The sequence below is a fragment of the Rhodococcus sp. FH8 genome, assembly GCF_019266085.1.
Classification (GTDB): domain Bacteria; phylum Actinomycetota; class Actinomycetes; order Mycobacteriales; family Mycobacteriaceae; genus Rhodococcus_F; species Rhodococcus_F qingshengii.
In genome coordinates, this window is sequence record NZ_LPNQ01000061.1 from 191845 (window position 1) to 208766 (window position 16922).

Below are 16922 nucleotides of genomic sequence, written 5' to 3' on the forward strand. Positions count from 1 at the left end.
AACTCGACTCGACGCTTCACGGCGGCTGGCCACACGCCGCTCGGGCGCAGCAAGCCGTCAGTAACGACGCGCAGTGGAGAACTCCATGCCTGCCATCGACTGGACCTTCACCGGTACGCCGAACGTCGACGCATGCAGAATGTTTCCGTCGCCGGCGTAGATGCCGACATGCGAGTTGTCGCTGTAGAACGTCACGACGTCGCCGGGCTGTAGTTGGTCCCTCGACACCGGTACACCACCCTGCGCCTGCGCTTGGCTCGATCGCGGCAGAGTCTTTCCGATCTGCTTGTAGGCCCACACCACCAGACCTGAGCAGTCGAACTCGTTCGGCCCGGTCGCGCCCCAGACGTACGGGTCACCGATCCGCGTGAGGCCTGCCTGCAGGGCAGCAGCACCCGAGCCAGGGGTCAAGTTAGCCAGAATTTTGCTGAGATCGACGTCCGGCGGGAAAGGCGTACCGCTCAGTTGGTTACGTTCGTCGTCGGTGAGATTCTGGAAGGCTTTGGTCACGTCGGCGATCTGCGTCTGCAGTTCACTCTGCTTACGCTGCAAATCGTCACTGAGTGCGCGGGCTTGATCGGCGGCGGTTCGCGCTTCTTCGGCCGATCGCTTCGATGCTTCCGAGGCGGCACGCGCATCGGCAGTGGCTTGGTTGAACTGAGAGACCTGTACTGCCGCGTCGTTGGAAATCACGTCGAGCGCAGACATCTGGTCGAGCAACTGCTGCGGCGAGTCACTCACCATCAACGCAAAGAGGCGATTGGTTCGCGCACCCTGGTAATTCGCTGTGGCAATACGGTTTACCGCCGGCGCGAACTCGGCGACGCGCGCCGAAGCCGCGTCGAGAAGACCCTGATCGGCTGCCGATCGCACGTCCGCATCATTCGCGACTGCCAGCTTCGCGTCGAGGTCGATCTGCGCGTTGTGCAGCGCTTCGTTGGTCTGCTCGGAAACCCGGGAGAGTTCACCGAGCTTGTCGAGCGCCTCGGTGGGGTTGGTGATGACGGGGTCGGCACCGGCCTGCATCGAAGGCCCTGCAACGAGTCCGAACGCCAGCACTCCCACTGTCAATGCGGCCCGTACTCGACTGTTGTTTTTCGATGAAACCACGGAATGCAACTCTCCGTCTCGGTGAAGCGACGCCGACCGGGACCGGTCGACGATCTGTTAGCTGGCTGTCAACTATCCACAGTACCTGTCTCGGCCGCGCAATGTCTCGATAAGGTTACGGAACGGCATACGTTTGTGTCTACTCGCCGGTAGGCGTGTCGGGGTGAAGTACCGGGCGAATTGTCGCGAAACGAAAATGTGGGCCCCGAATCGAAGATTCGAGGCCCACATTCGAAGATCCGGAGCTCCCCCGAGCTCCGCCGCATCACAGCGGCGGATCGTTCCGACTGCCTACCGGAGACAGCCGTCGAGCGTGTTCAGAAATCAGTAACGGCGAGCGCCGTCGTACGGCATCGAGGACACCGGAGCGAGCTTCACGGGCTGACCAGCGGTCGACGCGTGGATGACATTGCCGTTACCGGCGTAGATGCCCGAATGCGATCCGCCGTAGAAGGAGATCACGTCGCCGACCTGAAGATCGGACTGTGCGACGGCAACGCCGGCTGCAGCCTGGTCGTAGCTCGTGCGAGGCAGGTTGAGACCGGCCTGCTTGTATGCCCACTGAACGAGACCGGAGCAGTCGAATGCGTCCGGGCCGGCTGCGCCGTACACGTACGGGGAGCCCAGCTTGCTCTCTGCGGCGCGAACTGCCTGCTCACCAACACTGGAGATGGGAGCGGCCGGTGCAGCCGGTGCGATGTCGGTGATGCCCGGAATGACCGGCAACTGAGGAATAGAAACGCCCGGAACCTCGAACGTGCCGACGCCGGGGATGGTGATGGGGTCTGCCGAGGCAGGTGCAGCGGTTGCAGCGAATGCTCCGACTGCGAGCGCGCCGGCTACTGCCAACTGCGCTGAACGCTTGAAACTCTGTGACGCCACTTAAGGGGTGCTCCATTTCTTCCATTCATCCGCCGACCGAGTTAGCTGACGGGTTCGGGCTGGGAAGATCAGCCCTACCCGCGTGGTCTGCAGCGATCCTGCGTGCTGCACCCCAGGCGGGATTCACCCCAGTGGAAACTTGGGTTCCCGGTTCGGGTTCCTCGCGGAGATCCCGATTAGGCGGTTCCTGACGATGCCGGTCCTGTTTGGTCCGGCAAGACTTCGTTAGGTCTCAGGAAGGTTACGAAATGATCGCGACGATGTCGACCGCTTCGTGACAATCGCGCCCGATTCGCCGGAAATCGTGGTGCCGCGCCCGCGATACGCCCGGCGGGTCACGGGGAGATAACAACAGGTCGGTTCGGCGACCCACTCCAGGCCGTCGAACCCGCGCCCGCTACCCACTGCCAAGGCTCACCAAACCCGACAATCCGATCTTCCATGCAGTTCAACGATGATTACTTGAAACTAGAACCTGTTCCGGTCACGGACGCGGTTTCAGCCGTCGACAGACGCACCGAAGACCCCTCGACTCGCCCTACTCACAAGTAGGCGCGCGTCCACATTCGCGAGTTCCCACCGCAAGTGTGATCCTCGTCTCTCCTACTTTTGTCGGGCGTTCATCCACCGATTTCGCAATGGAAGTCCGTGCGGGTCGGATTCCGTGTCTGCACTCTCGAATTCGTGTCGGGGGGTACTTCTACTGTCTGCGGTGTGAGTCCCGCCTCGGCCCGAGAATTTCCGTCTCCGCCCCCGTTCTCCGACGGGGAGAAGTTCGACGTCGGGCGGCAACTGAGCTTCGACGAACTGGACACACCGCTGAGCGAGACAACATTTGTCGTCGTCGACCTCGAGACCACAGGGGGCAGCGCCGACCAGGACTCCATCACCGAGATCGGCGCCGTCAAGATCCGCGGCGGCGAGGTACTGGGCGAAATGGCAACACTCGTCGACCCCGGCCGGTCGATTCCGCCCTACATAGTCGAACTGACCGGAATCACCACGGCCATGCTGATCGGCGCACCTCCCATCGAACGTGTCCTGCCTGCATTTCTCGAGTTCGCCGAGGGCGCGGTGCTGGTGGCACACAACGCGCCGTTCGACATCGGTTTCCTCAAAGCAGCGGCGTCACGCAGCGCGCGCCCGTGGCCTGCGTTCCGTGTCCTGTGCACCGTCAAACTCGCCCGGCGCGTACTCACACGCGACGAAGCACCTTCGGTGAAGCTCTCCGCACTCGCCCATCTCTTCCAAGTGACCACCCAGCCGACGCACCGGGCTCTCGACGACGCGCGTGCGACCGTCGACGTCCTCCACGGACTGATCGACAGGGTCGGAAACCAGGGTGTCCACAGTTACAGCGAACTAGTCGACTACCTGCCCAACATTTCCTCGCATCAACGGGCCAAACGGTCCTTCGCCGCAAACCTGCCGCGAAGCCCCGGTGTCTACCTTTTCCGCGGTCCTTCCGACGAAGCCCTCTACATAGGAACTGCTACCGACCTTCGACGCCGCGTCCGCAACTACTTCACCGGTTCGGAGACCCGCGGCCGGATGAAGGAAATGGTCGCGCTGGCCACCCGCGTGGACCATGTCGAGTGCGCGCACTCTCTCGAGGCCGGGGTGCGTGAACTACGACTGCTGAGCGCGCATGCGCCGCCGTACAACCGTCGCTCCAAGTTTCCCAAGCGAGGTTGGTGGATCACCCTCACCGACGAGGCGTTTCCGAGACTGTCCGTGGTTCGCACGCCCACGGCCGATTCGATCGGCCCGTTCACCTCTCGCGGCGACGCAGTCGACGTCGCCGACACCGTCGCAGAGTTCAGTCGTCTGCGCACGTGTACCAAGCGTCTCGGACGCGGCGCCGTTCACGGCCCTGACTGCCCCGCTCGCGAACTGGGGGCGTGTCCAGCCTCCTGGACCCCGGAAATCAACGCAGAGGACTACGCGGCCGCCCCTGAGGCCGTGCGTGGATTCTTCCGAGGAACCAACGACGCTCCCCTCCAACAGATGCAGGCCCGGATCGACGAGCTGTCCGCACACGCGTTGTTCGAGAATGCTGCTCGTCTGCGTGACCGAACGGTCGCAGTCGCCACCGCAGTGCGGCGCACTCAGCGACTCGCTGCAGTCGCGGCGATCGAACAACTCGTTCTCGCCCGCCCCACCGGAGACGGCGGCTGGGAGCTGTCGGTGATCCGGTCCGGGCGTCTCGCGTCCGCCGGGCTCGCCAGACGTGGGACTCACCCGATGCCCGTCGTCGACGCCATCACCGCGGCGGCCGAAACCGTCCTACCGGACGACGCCCCGTTCCGCGGCGCGTCACCCGAAGAACTGGGACTGATCGCAAGGTGGCTCTCGTCGGACGGTGTCCGAATCGTGTCGGCGACATCCGGATACGTCGAACCTGTGAGCGGCGCCGGCAAGTGGGAAGCCTGGTGCCGACTCGCCCGAGCCGGAACCGAATCCGAACATCGATGACGTAACGGCGGGGCGGCACCCCTAAGCTCGATCGAAACCACCGGGTCATCACAACCCGCAGGGAAATCGAGGAGAGAAATGATCAACGCCATCGTCATGATTCACGCCGAGTCCGCTCGGATCCCGGAAACCGCGCAGGCCGTCGCCGACCTGTCCGGAGTGACCGAGGTCTACTCGTGCGCAGGTGACGTCGATTTGATCGCCATCGTGAAAGTGCGTGACCACGCCCAGATCGCCGACGTGGTCACCGGAGGAATCAACAAGGTGCCCGGCGTTCTCCGAACCGCCACACACATTGCGTTCCAGTCATTCTCCAGCGCAGACGTCGAGGCCGGTTTCTCGCTGGGTGAATAGCCCCTCGATCAGGCTTGGTCGGCCAGCTCGGCGGTGAGCGCCGCCCACTTGTGAAGCAGTTCAGCGCCCGCGCCGCTGTCGATCGCGGCAGCGGCTGCAGTCATCCCGGCAGAGATCGCACTCTCGAGATCGTCGCCGACACCGTTGAATGCCGCGATGGCTGCTCCCGCGTTCAGCAGGACCGCGTCCCGGACCGGCCCCTTCTGCCCGGAAAGCAGCGTTCTGGCGACGGTGGCGTTGATTTCGGCGTCGCCTCCACGCAACTCTTCGAGAGGAACGCGGTCGATTCCGAGGTCACGCGGATCCAGCGTGACAGTTCGCACACTTCCACCGCCGACGATGTGAACCGTCGACGTCGTCGATGTGGTCAGTTCGTCCAGTCCGTCGTCTCCCCGTACCACCAACGCCGAATTGCCGCGCTGCGCAAGGACTCCCGCGACGACCGAGATCAGTTTCGGAAATGCGCACCCGATCAGCCCGGCACGCGGACGAGCCGGATTGGTCAGTGGACCGAGCACGTTGAATGCCGTCGGAATGCCGATTTCCTTGCGAGGCACCGCCGCAAAGCGCAGTGCGGGATGGAAGACCGGCGCGAAACAAAAGCCGATGCCGACCTCTTCGACGCACCTCGCAACCTGCTCCGGCCCGAGGTTGATGCGAACGCCGAGCGCCTCGAGAACGTCGGCGCCACCGCTCTTGGACGAAGCAGCGCGGTTGCCGTGCTTGACAACTCGCACACCGGACGCGGCAACCACGATCGAGGCCATCGTCGAGATGTTCACCGTGTTGGAGCGGTCACCACCCGTGCCGACGATGTCGACGACGTCGGAATCGACCGGCACGCGCCTGGAGTGTTCGAGCATCGCGGCGGCGAGCCCTTCCAACTCCGCGGGGGTTTCTCCCTTCATCTTCAGACCGACCCCGAAAGCAGCGATCTGAGCGGAGGTGGCGTTGTCCGACATGATCTCGCCCATAGCCCAGCGACTGTCGGCTTCCGACAAGTCACTGCCGTCCGTGAGCAAACCGAGAATCATCGGCCAGGACCGCACCACTGCACTCGAATCGACGTTCACGGCGTTGGATGCGTCGGTGCCGGCCATAGTGCCTTGGTCCCCTGTCGTTCAAGTGGGCTGGATTTCGAGCTGTCGTTTCGCGCTGCCATTTTGTGCTGCCGATGACCCTCGCAGCCTAGTCAGTGAGGTAACGAGGAAACCGAATAGGGCCGCTCAGGACTTTCTGCGACCGCGTTTGGGCGGCGCCTCCACAAGTATCGGGGGCTGGAGCGCGTCCCACCCGGCGACCGAACCACCGAGTCGCTGCGCCAGACCGGCCATTCGTGACCGCTCCTGGGAGCAATGCAGGGCATCAAGCACCTGGACACGCTCGAAGACGACGCGAACCGAATTCTCGACCACCGGAGTCACGTCCTCGGGCCGACTCGAGCCTCGCACATATCCGTCCTGGGCGACGATGCTCTCGGCATCGGCTACCGAGCCCTCCGGGAGGTCGAGATGATGCCGCAGAACCACTTCGGACTCCGCCCTGAACTCCGGCTCGGTGGAGGCGGCACGTTCGAGAGCCGTCGAGCTCGCCTCGGCGTCGTCGAAGCCTTCGGCAACGACGACCAGATCCGACCGCCCTGCATCGAGCGGTGTCGGAATCTTCGTGCCGAAAATTCTCAGGAACCACGGTCTACTCTTGTGTGTAGCTGCCATCGCGCCAGCATATTCCGACCACGCCACCAGCGCGTTCGCCGCCCGATCCCGCGAACTCGAGCCGAGCGACGCGCCGATGGTGGACCCGAGTGGTCGTCTCTTACGACGAAGCGTCATACTTCTGTCTGTGACGAGCGCAGTAGGGACTTCAGGATCGGCAATCACCCAACGCGTGCACTCGCTGAACCGGCCGAATATGGTCAGCGTTGGCACCATCGTGTGGTTGTCAAGTGAGCTCATGTTCTTCGCAGGGCTCTTTGCCATGTACTTCGTGGCACGAGCTCAGGCGAACGGAAATTGGCCGCCGGAGCCAACCGAATTGAACCTTTATCTGGCCGTGCCGGTGACCTTGGTGCTTATCGCATCTTCGTTCACCTGCCAGATGGGTGTCTTCGCGGCTGAGCGTGGCGACGTCTTCGGACTTCGTCGCTGGTACACCATCACCTTGGTCATGGGGGCGTTCTTCGTCGCCGGCCAGGGTTACGAGTACTACCACCTCGTGCACGAGGGCACCACGATTTCGAGCAGCGTGTACGGCTCGGTGTTCTACATGACCACCGGCTTCCACGGTCTGCACGTCATCGGCGGTCTCATCGCCTTCGTCTTCTTGATCGCACGTACCCGGGTCAGCAAGTTCACGCCCGCCCAGGCCACCGCCGCGATCGTTGTTTCGTACTACTGGCACTTTGTCGACATCGTGTGGATCGCGCTGTTTGCCACGATTTATTTCATCCGTTAATCAGCTGTACGCCCCAGGCAGCCCCTGACGTCCAGTTCCGTCCCGACATACCAAAGGGATACAGATGAGTTCATCCCCCCCTCCCGCATCCGATAACTCAGCGAATGCCGCGAAGTCGCGTCGCCAGCGGAAAATCCGCCGGCGCGTCACTGGCGCGCTCGTATTGATGATGGGATTGATCAGCGCAGGTTTCCTCGCTTCGGCGTTGACACCAGCTCCGCAGGTTGCGACCGCCAGTGACGATTCAGCAGCCCTGATTCGTGAAGGCAAGCAGCTGTACGACACGTCATGCATCACGTGCCACGGCGCGAACTTGCAGGGCGTGCAGGACCGCGGTCCCAGCCTCATCGGCGTCGGCGAAGCAGCCGTGTACTTCCAGGTCTCCTCTGGTCGTATGCCGGCAGCTCGCAACGAGGCCCAGGCTGCACGCAAGGACCCCAAGTTCGATGCTGCGCAGACCGACGCCCTCGGCGCTTTCATCCAGGCCAACGGCGGCGGCCCGACGCTCATCCGCGACGAGAACGGCGAAATCGCCCAGTCCTCGCTGCGCGGTGGCGACGTCGGACGCGGCAGTGAGCTCTTCCGGCTCAACTGCGCGTCGTGCCACAACTTCACCGGCCGCGGTGGCGCACTGTCCTCGGGCAAGTACGCCCCGGTCCTGGATCCGGCCAGCGAGCAGCAGATCTACGCTGCCATGGTTACCGGTCCCCAGAACATGCCGAAGTTCTCGGATCGTCAGCTGACGATCGAGGAGAAGAAGGACATCATCGCCTACGTCAAGTCGTCGGGCGAGTCGAAGGACCCCGGTGGGTACGGGCTCGGTGGCCTCGGTCCGGCCTCTGAGGGTCTCGCCATGTGGGCCGTCGGAATCATCGCTGTCGTCGGTGCAGCATTGTGGATCGGAGCAAGGTCATGAGCGACGCTGGCCAGCATGGCGGCGATACGCCTAAGAAGTACACAGATGAAGAGCTCGACGCGATGTCACGCGACGACCTGGTCAAGCTGGGTACCAATCTCGATGGCGTCGATGTCGTCTACCGCCGTGATCGTTGGTCGGTAAAGGGCACCAGGGCGGAAAAGCGCGCCGAGCGCAACGTCGCCTTCTGGTTCGGCCTCGCCGGCGTTTCGGCGATCGCGTTCATCGCGATCTACCTGTTCTGGCCCTGGGAGTACGCAGGCGCCGGTGACGAGAACTACGGCAAGTACAGCCTGTACACCCCGCTGATCGGCTTGACCATGGGTCTGGCGATCCTCGGCGTCGGCATCGGTGCCGTTCAGTTCACGAAGAAGTTCATCCCCGAAGAGGTCTCGATCCAGGACCGCCACGACGGTGGTTCCACCGAGGTCGATCGTCGCACGATCGTCGCCGAGCTCGGCGACACCCTCGAGACGTCCACCCTCCCCCGCCGCAAGGCCATCAAGCGCAGCTTGATGTTCGGCGGCGGCGCACTCGGCGTCATGATGGTCATGCCCCTCGGCGGACTCATCAAGAACCCGTGGGCCAAGGGCGACGACTCACCTCTGTGGGTGTCCGGCTGGACCCCGAACTACCCGGGCGAGACCATCTACCTGCGTCGTGACACCGGCCGTCCCGAGGACATCGTCCTCGTTCGCCCGGAAGATCTCGATGCCGGTTCGATGGAAACGGTCTTCCCGTTCCGCGAGTCCGACCGTGGCGACGAGCACGCTCTGCTCGCAGCACTGCGCGGCATTCGTAACTCGGTGATGCTCATCCGCCTCCGCACGGAAGACACCGCGCGTGTCACCAAGCGTAAGGGCCAGGAAAGCTTCAACTACGGCGATTACTTCGCCTACTCGAAGATCTGCACCCACCTGGGTTGCCCCACCTCGCTCTACGAACAGCAGAGCAACCGTATTCTGTGCCCCTGCCACCAGTCGCAGTTCGACGCACTGACCTACGGCAAGCCGATCTTCGGTCCCGCTGCTCGCGCACTTCCGCAGTTGCCTATTACAGTGAACGAAGAGGGCTTCCTGGTCGCCGACGGTGACTTCATCGAAGCACTCGGCCCGGCATTTTGGGAGCGTCGACCGTGACCACAACAACAACCAAACCGTCCAAGATCAGCGCGGCAGCGGCTGGACAAGCGGAGGCTATGGACTCCCGCTACCACCTCGCCGCAGGCATGCGCCGGCAGATCAACAAGGTCTTCCCGACGCACTGGTCCTTCATGCTCGGCGAGATCGCGCTCTACAGCTTCGTGATCCTGCTGATCTCCGGTGTGTTCCTGACGCTGTTCTTCGATCCGTCGATGGCACACGTCGTCTACCAGGGCGCATACCAGCCGCTTCGCGGTGTCACGATGTCTCGCGCCTACGAGACGACCCTGAACATCTCCTTCGAGGTGCGCGGCGGTCTCTTCGTTCGCCAGATTCACCACTGGGCTGCACTGATGTTCGCGGCGTCGATCATCGTTCACCTCGCTCGCATCTTCTTCACCGGCGCCTTCCGTCGCCCACGTGAAGCGAACTGGGTCATAGGCTGCCTGCTGCTCATCCTGGCGATGTTCGAAGGCTTCTTCGGTTACACCATCCCCGACGACCTGCTCTCGGGCACCGGCCTCCGCGCCGCCTTCGGTGGTATCACGATGAGTATCCCGATCGTCGGTACCTGGATGCACTGGCTGATCTTCGACGGCGATTTCCCCGGCGACCTCATCATCCCGCGTCTCTACGTCGCTCACGTGCTGCTGTTCCCGGGCATCATCCTTGCTCTGATCGCCGGCCACCTCGCGTTGGTCTGGTACCAGAAGCACACGCAGTTCCCCGGCCCCGGCCGTACGGAACAGAACGTCGTCGGCGTCCGCATCCTCCCGGTCTTCGCGATGAAGGGTGGCGCGTTCTTCGCCATGACCTTCGGCGTGCTCGCACTGCTCGGTGGTCTGTTCCAGATCAACCCCGTGTGGAACATCGGTCCGTACAACCCGTCACAGGTCTCGGCAGGTTCCCAGCCCGATATCTACATGATGTGGACGGACGGCCTTGCTCGACTGTGGCCGGCGTGGGAGATCTACCTGTTCAACCGGTACACGATCCCTGCAGTGTTCGCCGTCGCCCTGATCATGGGCCTCGTCTTCGCACTGTTGATCGCGTACCCGTGGATCGAGAAGCGTCTCACCGGAGACGACGCTCACCACAACATCCTGCAGCGCCCGCGCGACGTGCCGGTCCGTACCGCTATCGGTGCGATGTCCATCGCGTTCTACCTGGTGCTCACGATCTCCTGCATCAACGACATCATCGCGTACCACCTGCACATCTCGCTGAACGCAATGACGTGGATCGGCCGTATCGGCATGGTCATCCTTCCGCCCATCGCGTACTTCGTGACGTACCGGTTCTGCATCGGCCTGCAGCGCAGTGACCGTGCAGTCCTCGAACACGGCATCGAGACCGGCATCATCAAGCGGATGCCGAACGGCCAGTACATCGAGATCCACCAGCCGCTCGGCCCCGTCGACGAGCACGGACACCCGATCCCGCTCGAGTACCAGGGTGCTGCTGTCCCGAAGAAGATGAACAAGCTCGGCCTCGCCGGCAAGCCCGGTAGCGGTAGCCTGATCACCGCTGACCCAGTCGAGGAGAGCGAGGCTCTCGAAGCCGCTCATCACGAAGCTGAGCACGAGCAGCTTCAGATCCTTCTGGACTACCAGAACCGAACCAACGGCAAGTCCGATGGTTCCAGTGGAGAACTCCACTAAGAACGTCAGTTGACCAGTGAGGCCCCGAACCGGATTCCGGTTCGGGGCCTCACTCGTTCTCTGAGCGATTCAGTATGGACAACCTCCAAGTGGGCACCACTCCCCCGGTTCGTCGTCTGAGCGCCGACAACAGCAGGCACTACGCTTTGCTAGACCTCGAGCACAGTCGAATAGTGCTCCACCGTCGGGAACGGCTCGTAGAAGTGATGGAGAAGTTCTCGCCACTTCTCGTATCCTGGCGACTTACGGAACCCGATGGTGTGTGACTCCACGTCTTCCCACTCGACCAGCAGGAGATATCGCTCCGGTGATTCCAGGCAGTGCGAGAGCCGCAGCCTGATGAATCCGGGAACCTCGGAGATGATGGTTCGGGCCACGTCGAATGCGGCCTCGAATTGCGCTGACTGCGACGGATCGACCTGCAGGACGGCATATTCGAGAATCATCTACCGAGTGTTGCACGTTCTCGGGAGTCCCCTCGAGGCGTTGTCGCCTGGTGAGATACTCGGACCATGACATCTCATGCACGCGGCACCTTCGAGATCGATCTTCGCCCCGCCGATCCTGAGCTCTCCGGACGCGTCGGACGCTTCGAGTTCGACAAGACGTTCATCGGCGGCGTCGAAGGCACGTCGTCCGGCCTGATGCTGTCCGCGGGCGATCCGACAGCCGGTGCAGCGGGCTATATCGCTTTGGAGTTTGTCACGGGGCAGGTCGACGAAGCTGTGGGATCGTTCGCCCTGCAGCAGTTCGGTCAGATGATCGACGGAACGCAGAAGCTTCTGTACGAGATCGTGCCGGGGTCCGGAACCGGCGAGTTGAAGGGCATCTCAGGCACTCTCGAGCTCGAGGTCGTCGACGGTCTGCACCGCTACGACCTCGAATACTCGCTCCACGATTGACAGAGAGCGGCTGTTGACAGGCACCCTCCTACCACCGAAACTCACATAAACGACAACAGAGGCGCCGTACCCGGGTGGGTGCGGCGCCTCTGTTCGAGTGCGGGTGAAACTAGTGCTTCTCGGGTCCGGTGTAGTACTCGAACACCAGGCCTGCGGCTGCGGCGAGCACACAGACAACTGCGACTGCGATGAGCCACGGCTGGAAGTACGCCAGCGACACTGCCGCGAGTGCAGCAGCAGCGGCAAGCAGGATCGGCCAGAAGCTACCCGGGCTGAAGAAGCCCAGTTCTCCTGCACCATCCGAGATTTCAGCGTCGTCGTAGTCCTCGGGACGGGTGTCCAGACGACGGGCGACGAAGCGGAAGTAGGTACCCACGATGAGCGTCAGACCTGCAGACAGGACGATGGCCGTCAGTCCGGCCCACTCGATACCTGTGCGTGACAGAGCGGTGAACACTCCGTAGATGATCGCGACGAGAATGAAGAACATCGTCAGGATCTCGAAGAGCTTGGCTTCGATCTTCATATCAGCACTTGTCCTTGTTCAGTGAAGAGGCTGGCCGGCTCAGTTGCCTGCAGTGGCGACGGTTGCCTGACGGTACTCGCGGTCGGTGTTGAACGGCGTGGTCGACGTAGCCACCGGCGACTGACCGATTGCCTGCAGAGCCTCGGCGGTCGTCAGACCACCCTTGCCCTCCGCGTCACCCTTGCGCAGTTCGATGTACTTGGCGAAGTCCTCGGGCGAAACCGCACGAACCTCGAAGTTCATCATCGCGTGGAACGTGCCACACATTTCTGCACAACGCCCGACGAACGCGCCTTCCTTCTCGATCTCACTGATCTGGAAGATGTTGTCCGAGTGGTTCTCCTTGGGGTTCGGGAGAACGTCGCGCTTGAACAGGAACTCAGGCACCCAGAAAGCGTGGATGACGTCCGAGGAAGCAAGTTCGAACTGGATCCGCTTGCCGGTGGGCAGAACGAGGATCGGGATCTCCTGGCTGGAGCCGACGGTCTCGATCTTGTCGTAGTGCAGGTAGCTCAGGTCCTCGGTGCTGTTGCCGTGGATCGGGCCGGGGACTTCTTCCCCGTGTTCGTTCACGGTGGAGCCCTCGGTCTTTGCAGCCTCTTCGGCCTCGACGTCGATTCCGTTGTACTTGGCGGAGCCGTCACCGAACTCGATGGAGCGGTAGCCGAACTTCCAGTTCCACTGGAAGGCCGTGACGTCTACGACGACGTCAGGATTGTCCGTCTTGTCCAGAACATGGTTCTGAACGATGACGGTGAAGTAGAAGAGAACCGCGATGATGACGAAGGGAACTGCCGTGTAACCGAGTTCGAGCGGCACGTTGTATGCCGTCTGACGCGGGAATTCCGGCGAGTCCTTCTTCTTGCGGTGGAAGATGACGGCCCAGAAGACCAGCCCCCACACCAGCACACCCATGACGAGGGCGGCTACAACCGACCACGTCCACAGCTCACGCATGCGCGTCGCCTCCGGGGTGATGCCCGAAGGCCACCCGAAACGAAGCACTTCGTTGTCGATGGAGCAACCCGACAGCAGCAAGGCAGCAATGCCCAGAGATACTGCCAGCCCCGCTCGCCGAAGGATCCGACCTTGCGCCACGTTCACGCCTTCCTGATCGCCACAAAATTCAACTAGGGCATGCCCGGAGGGAAGGCCCAATTACTACGCAGCGTAGACCAAAGCCGGGCGCTATCCATCCTCGGGTCCTCGCCCGTGTCGCGGCGGACGTCACACAGCTCTCTCAGGTGCTGCTCAGGAACGGCTCAGGTCGTTTCGGCGACGCACATCACGTCGATTCGTTCCGCCGCGATCGGCAGGGACGTCGATCTGCGGCATACTTTCGTCAAGAGTTCGTTGACCTCTCCCCGACACTCGTGTCCGGGAGCCTTCTGTACAAAAATTCTGAATCGAGGAACCGGACGCTGTGTGTGGACTGCTCGGGCTACTGACATCTGGCGGAACCAGCGAGGACGCCGTCTCGCGGGTCGACCAGGCGATGCATTGCCTTCGTCACCGCGGGCCGGACGAACACGGGACGTGGAACGACGATCACCTCGTCTTCGGGTTCAACCGCCTGGCGATCATCGACATCGCTCATTCCCACCAGCCGCTGCGTTGGGGCCCACCGGAGAACCCGGAGCGTTATGCGCTCACGTTCAACGGCGAGATCTACAACTACTTGGAGATCCGCGCCGAACTGGTCAAGGACCACGACGCCAAGTTCTTCACCGAGGGCGACTCCGAGGCCATCGTCGCTGCATTCCACTACTGGGGTGAGGACGCGGTCCGGCGCCTGCGCGGAATGTTCGCGTTCGCGATCTGGGACACCGACACACGCGAGCTGTTCATCGCGCGCGATCCGTTCGGGATCAAGCCGCTGTTCATCGCGACCGGCGACGGCGGCACCGCGTTCGGCAGCGAGAAGAAGAGCCTGCTCGAACTCACCGATCTGATCGGCATCGGTACCGAGCTGGATCCGCGTGCCATCGAGCACTACACCGTTCTGCAGTACGTACCGGAGCCGGAAACACTGCACAAGCAGATCCGACGCCTGGAGTCGGGCAGCTTCGCCCGGGTGCGTCCGGGCGAGGAGCCCACGTTCACGCGGTATTTCACGCCGAAGTTCCCGGCCAAGCCTTTTGCACCTGGCACCGAGAAGGCGCGCTACCAGGAAATCGCCGAGGCACTCGAGGATTCGGTCGCCAAGCACATGCGCGCCGACGTCACCGTCGGTTCGTTCTTGTCCGGTGGTATCGACTCCACGGCGATCGCGGCGCTGGCGATGCGCCACAACCCCAACCTGATCACCTTCACGACCGGTTTCGAACGTGAGGGCTATTCCGAGGTCGACGTCGCTGCAGAATCTGCCGCAGCGATCGGCGCGAAGCACGTCGTCAAGGTGGTCTCCCCCGCCGAGTTCGCCGCTGCCATTCCCGAGATCGTCTGGTACCTCGACGACCCGGTAGCCGATCCGGCATTGATTCCGCTGTGGTTCATCGCGAAGGAAGCGCGCAAGCACGTCAAGGTCGTGCTGTCCGGCGAGGGTGCCGACGAGCTGTTCGGCGGCTACACGATCTACCGTGAGCCGTTGTCGCTCAAGCCTTTCGAGTACCTCCCCAAGGGACTGCGTCGGGCTGCCGGCAAGTTGTCCGAACGCATCCCGGACGGCACTCGCGGCAAGAGTCTGCTCAACCGCGGTTCCTTGACGCTCGAGGAGCGCTACTACGGAAATGCTCGTAGCTTCAACGACGCTCATCTCCGCGCCGTCCTGCGCGATTTCCGCCCCGAGTGGACTCACCAGGACGTCACTGCGCCGATCTACGCGCAGTCACGGGACTGGGATCCGGTTGCGCGGATGCAGCATCTCGACCTGTTCACCTGGCTGCGCGGCGACATCCTCGTCAAGGCAGACAAGATGACGATGGCCAACTCGCTGGAACTGCGTGTGCCGTTCCTCGATCCCGAGGTCTTCGACGTCGCGTCACGCGTACCGCTCGATCAGAAGATCACGAAGGACACGACCAAGTACGCACTGCGCCAGGCCCTGGAAGGCATTGTGCCGCACCATGTTCTGCACCGCGCGAAGCTCGGATTCCCGGTTCCCCTGCGCCATTGGCTGCGCGGCACCGAACTCTTCGACTGGGCACATCTGCAGATCGAAGAGTCGGGAACCGACCACATCTTCGACAAGCAGGCCGTCGTGAAGATGCTCAACGATCACCGCGAGGGCGTGTCCGACCACAGCCGACGCCTGTGGACCGTCCTGACCTTCATGGTCTGGCACGGAATCTTCGTGGAGAAGCGCATCGTGCCGCAGATCCAGGAACCGGTGTACCCGGTCAATATCTAGGCCTTCGGCCCCGTGAGCGGTTAGGGAGTCTCCGAACTCCTCAACCACTCACGGGGCGGAGCCCTACTTCGGCAGGATCGTCGCGATCTCGTCCGCTGCCGCGCTGCCGTATGCGTCGGTAAGGCGCTTGAGTGCCTCGTCGCGATTGAACACCCACTCCTGCGTTCCCACGGTCTCGAGAATCAACACAGCGACCAAAGATCCCAACTGTGCAGCACGCTCGAAGCTCAGACCGGCGCCGTGTGCGAGCAGGAACCCGGCGCGGAAGCCGTCGCCAACGCCCGTCGGATCCACCTTGCCGGTCTCGGGCACTACGTCGACGCGCACCCAATTGCCTTCGGCGTCAACAATTTCCACACCCTTGGAGCCGAGGGTGGTGACACGGATGCCGACCTGCGCGCGGATCTCTTCCTCGCTCAGACCAGTCTTCTGCTGAAGAAGACCCCACTCGTACTCGTTGGTGAACAAGTACTTCGCGCCGTGAATGAGCGCCTTGGCCTCGTCACCGGACAGGCGGGCAAGCTGCTGCGACGGATCCGCTGCGAACGGAATCCCGAGCAGACGGCATTCGTCGGTATGGCGAACCATGGCCTCGGGGTCGTTGGCGCCGATCAGCACCAACTCGACTGCGCCTGCAGTCTTGGCCACTGCCGCGAGTTCGATCTCGCGAGCCTCGCTCATCGCACCGGGGTAGAACGACGCGATCTGCGCCATGTCCTCGTCGGTGGTGCACACGAAACGCGCCGTATGTGCCTTGTCCGAGATACGGACCGCGCTGCAGTCGACGCCGTTGTCCTCGAGCCACGTGCGGTACTCGGCGAAGTCGGCACCGACTGCGCCGACGAGTAGCGGGGACCCACCGAGCACGCCCATGGCGTAAGCGATGTTGCCGCCGACACCACCGCGGCGAATCACGAGATCGTCGACCAGGAAACTCAGCGAAACGTGGGCGAGCTGATCGGCGAGGAGCTGATCGGCGAAGCGGCCGGGGAAGCGCATCAAGTGGTCGGTGGCGATGGAACCGGTTACCGCAATAGTCACGGATCGTGGCCTTTCAGCGAAGTGAGTACAAGAATGAAAGAGGAGCAAAAGTTCACGTTACCGCCCGTAGCGCCGTCATCGGCGTCCGAGCTGTCGGATCGGAACGGTCT

General features: G+C 62.7%; 16 protein-coding genes and 1 riboswitch. Of the genes, 8 read left to right on the forward strand and 8 right to left on the reverse strand.

What is annotated here, in order from left to right; translation table 11 throughout:
- Nucleotides 1–57: 57 nt before the first annotated feature.
- The gene (locus ATN38_RS12375) at nucleotides 58–1110 is read right to left on the reverse strand and encodes a C40 family peptidase (RefSeq protein WP_003941704.1); all 1053 of its coding nucleotides are present in this window, start codon (nucleotides 1108–1110) and stop codon (nucleotides 58–60) included.
- Between the two features lie 324 nt (nucleotides 1111–1434).
- The gene (locus ATN38_RS12380) at nucleotides 1435–1992 is read right to left on the reverse strand and encodes a C40 family peptidase (RefSeq protein WP_003941754.1); all 558 of its coding nucleotides are present in this window, start codon (nucleotides 1990–1992) and stop codon (nucleotides 1435–1437) included.
- Nucleotides 1993–2006: 14 nt separating this feature from the next.
- A riboswitch (cyclic di-AMP (ydaO/yuaA leader) is annotated at nucleotides 2007–2185 on the reverse strand.
- Nucleotides 2186–2784: 599 nt separating this feature from the next.
- Here ATN38_RS12380 and ATN38_RS12385 point away from each other — a divergent pair.
- Both ATN38_RS12385 and ATN38_RS12390 read left to right on the forward strand, forming a co-directional pair.
- Nucleotides 2785–4467: a DEDD exonuclease domain-containing protein gene (locus ATN38_RS12385; protein WP_374104619.1), complete on the forward strand. Its 1683-nt coding sequence runs from the start codon at nucleotides 2785–2787 to the stop codon at nucleotides 4465–4467.
- Between the two features lie 78 nt (nucleotides 4468–4545).
- The gene (locus ATN38_RS12390) at nucleotides 4546–4821 is read left to right on the forward strand and encodes an Lrp/AsnC family transcriptional regulator (RefSeq protein WP_003941677.1); all 276 of its coding nucleotides are present in this window, start codon (nucleotides 4546–4548) and stop codon (nucleotides 4819–4821) included.
- An 8-nt stretch (nucleotides 4822–4829) separates the two neighbouring features.
- Here ATN38_RS12390 and trpD read toward each other — a convergent pair whose 3' ends face one another.
- Together trpD and ATN38_RS12400 are read right to left on the reverse strand one after the other, a co-directional pair.
- Nucleotides 4830–5921, reverse strand: a complete 1092-nt coding sequence (gene trpD / locus ATN38_RS12395) for an anthranilate phosphoribosyltransferase (protein ID WP_003941751.1) — start codon at nucleotides 5919–5921, stop codon at nucleotides 4830–4832.
- A 126-nt stretch (nucleotides 5922–6047) separates the two neighbouring features.
- Entirely contained in the window at nucleotides 6048–6536 is a 489-nt protein-coding gene (locus ATN38_RS12400; protein WP_042453564.1) for a hypothetical protein, read from the reverse strand.
- A 127-nt stretch (nucleotides 6537–6663) separates the two neighbouring features.
- Here ATN38_RS12400 and ATN38_RS12405 point away from each other — a divergent pair, with 127 nt between their 5' ends.
- The 4 genes from ATN38_RS12405 to ATN38_RS12420 all read left to right on the forward strand — a co-directional run bounded on the left by ATN38_RS12405 (nucleotide 6664) and on the right by ATN38_RS12420 (nucleotide 10994).
- Nucleotides 6664–7275 carry a heme-copper oxidase subunit III gene (locus ATN38_RS12405; RefSeq protein ID WP_007730060.1) on the forward strand — a complete coding sequence of 204 codons (612 nt, stop codon included), beginning with the start codon at nucleotides 6664–6666 and terminating at the stop codon, nucleotides 7273–7275.
- Nucleotides 7276–7339: 64 nt separating this feature from the next.
- The gene (locus ATN38_RS12410; protein WP_003941682.1) at nucleotides 7340–8191 is read left to right on the forward strand and encodes a cytochrome c; all 852 of its coding nucleotides are present in this window, start codon (nucleotides 7340–7342) and stop codon (nucleotides 8189–8191) included.
- On the forward strand, nucleotides 8188–9330 hold the full coding sequence (locus ATN38_RS12415) for a ubiquinol-cytochrome c reductase iron-sulfur subunit (protein ID WP_007730058.1): 1143 nt from the start codon (nucleotides 8188–8190) through the stop codon (nucleotides 9328–9330). Before ATN38_RS12410 ends, ATN38_RS12415 begins: the two co-directional genes overlap by 4 nt.
- A 59-nt stretch (nucleotides 9331–9389) precedes the next feature.
- On the forward strand, nucleotides 9390–10994 hold the full coding sequence (locus ATN38_RS12420; RefSeq protein WP_007730057.1) for a cytochrome bc complex cytochrome b subunit: 1605 nt from the start codon (nucleotides 9390–9392) through the stop codon (nucleotides 10992–10994).
- 149 nt (nucleotides 10995–11143) lie between these two features.
- Here ATN38_RS12420 and ATN38_RS12425 read toward each other — a convergent pair whose 3' ends face one another.
- Nucleotides 11144–11440 carry an antibiotic biosynthesis monooxygenase gene (locus ATN38_RS12425; RefSeq protein WP_218748058.1) on the reverse strand — a complete coding sequence of 99 codons (297 nt, stop codon included), beginning with the start codon at nucleotides 11438–11440 and terminating at the stop codon, nucleotides 11144–11146.
- 66 nt (nucleotides 11441–11506) lie between these two features.
- Here ATN38_RS12425 and ATN38_RS12430 point away from each other — a divergent pair, with 66 nt between their 5' ends.
- Entirely contained in the window at nucleotides 11507–11896 is a 390-nt protein-coding gene (locus ATN38_RS12430) for a DUF3224 domain-containing protein (protein ID WP_065352589.1), read from the forward strand.
- Nucleotides 11897–12005: 109 nt separating this feature from the next.
- Here the strand turns inward: ATN38_RS12430 and ATN38_RS12435 are convergent, their stop codons facing one another.
- Together ATN38_RS12435 and ATN38_RS12440 are read right to left on the reverse strand one after the other, a co-directional pair.
- Entirely contained in the window at nucleotides 12006–12422 is a 417-nt protein-coding gene (locus ATN38_RS12435; RefSeq protein ID WP_003941723.1) for a cytochrome c oxidase subunit 4, read from the reverse strand.
- Nucleotides 12423–12461: 39 nt separating this feature from the next.
- Nucleotides 12462–13526, reverse strand: a complete 1065-nt coding sequence (locus tag ATN38_RS12440; protein ID WP_030537048.1) for a cytochrome c oxidase subunit II — start codon at nucleotides 13524–13526, stop codon at nucleotides 12462–12464.
- A 319-nt stretch (nucleotides 13527–13845) separates the two neighbouring features.
- Here ATN38_RS12440 and asnB point away from each other — a divergent pair, with 319 nt between their 5' ends.
- Nucleotides 13846–15771, forward strand: coding sequence for an asparagine synthase (glutamine-hydrolyzing) (gene asnB / locus ATN38_RS12445; protein WP_065352590.1), 1926 nt, complete (start codon nucleotides 13846–13848; stop codon nucleotides 15769–15771).
- A 63-nt stretch (nucleotides 15772–15834) separates the two neighbouring features.
- Here asnB and ATN38_RS12450 read toward each other — a convergent pair whose 3' ends face one another.
- A complete protein-coding gene (locus tag ATN38_RS12450; RefSeq protein ID WP_003941700.1) occupies nucleotides 15835–16812 on the reverse strand; it encodes a carbohydrate kinase family protein in 978 nt (325 codons plus the stop codon).
- Nucleotides 16813–16922 lie beyond the last annotated feature (110 nt).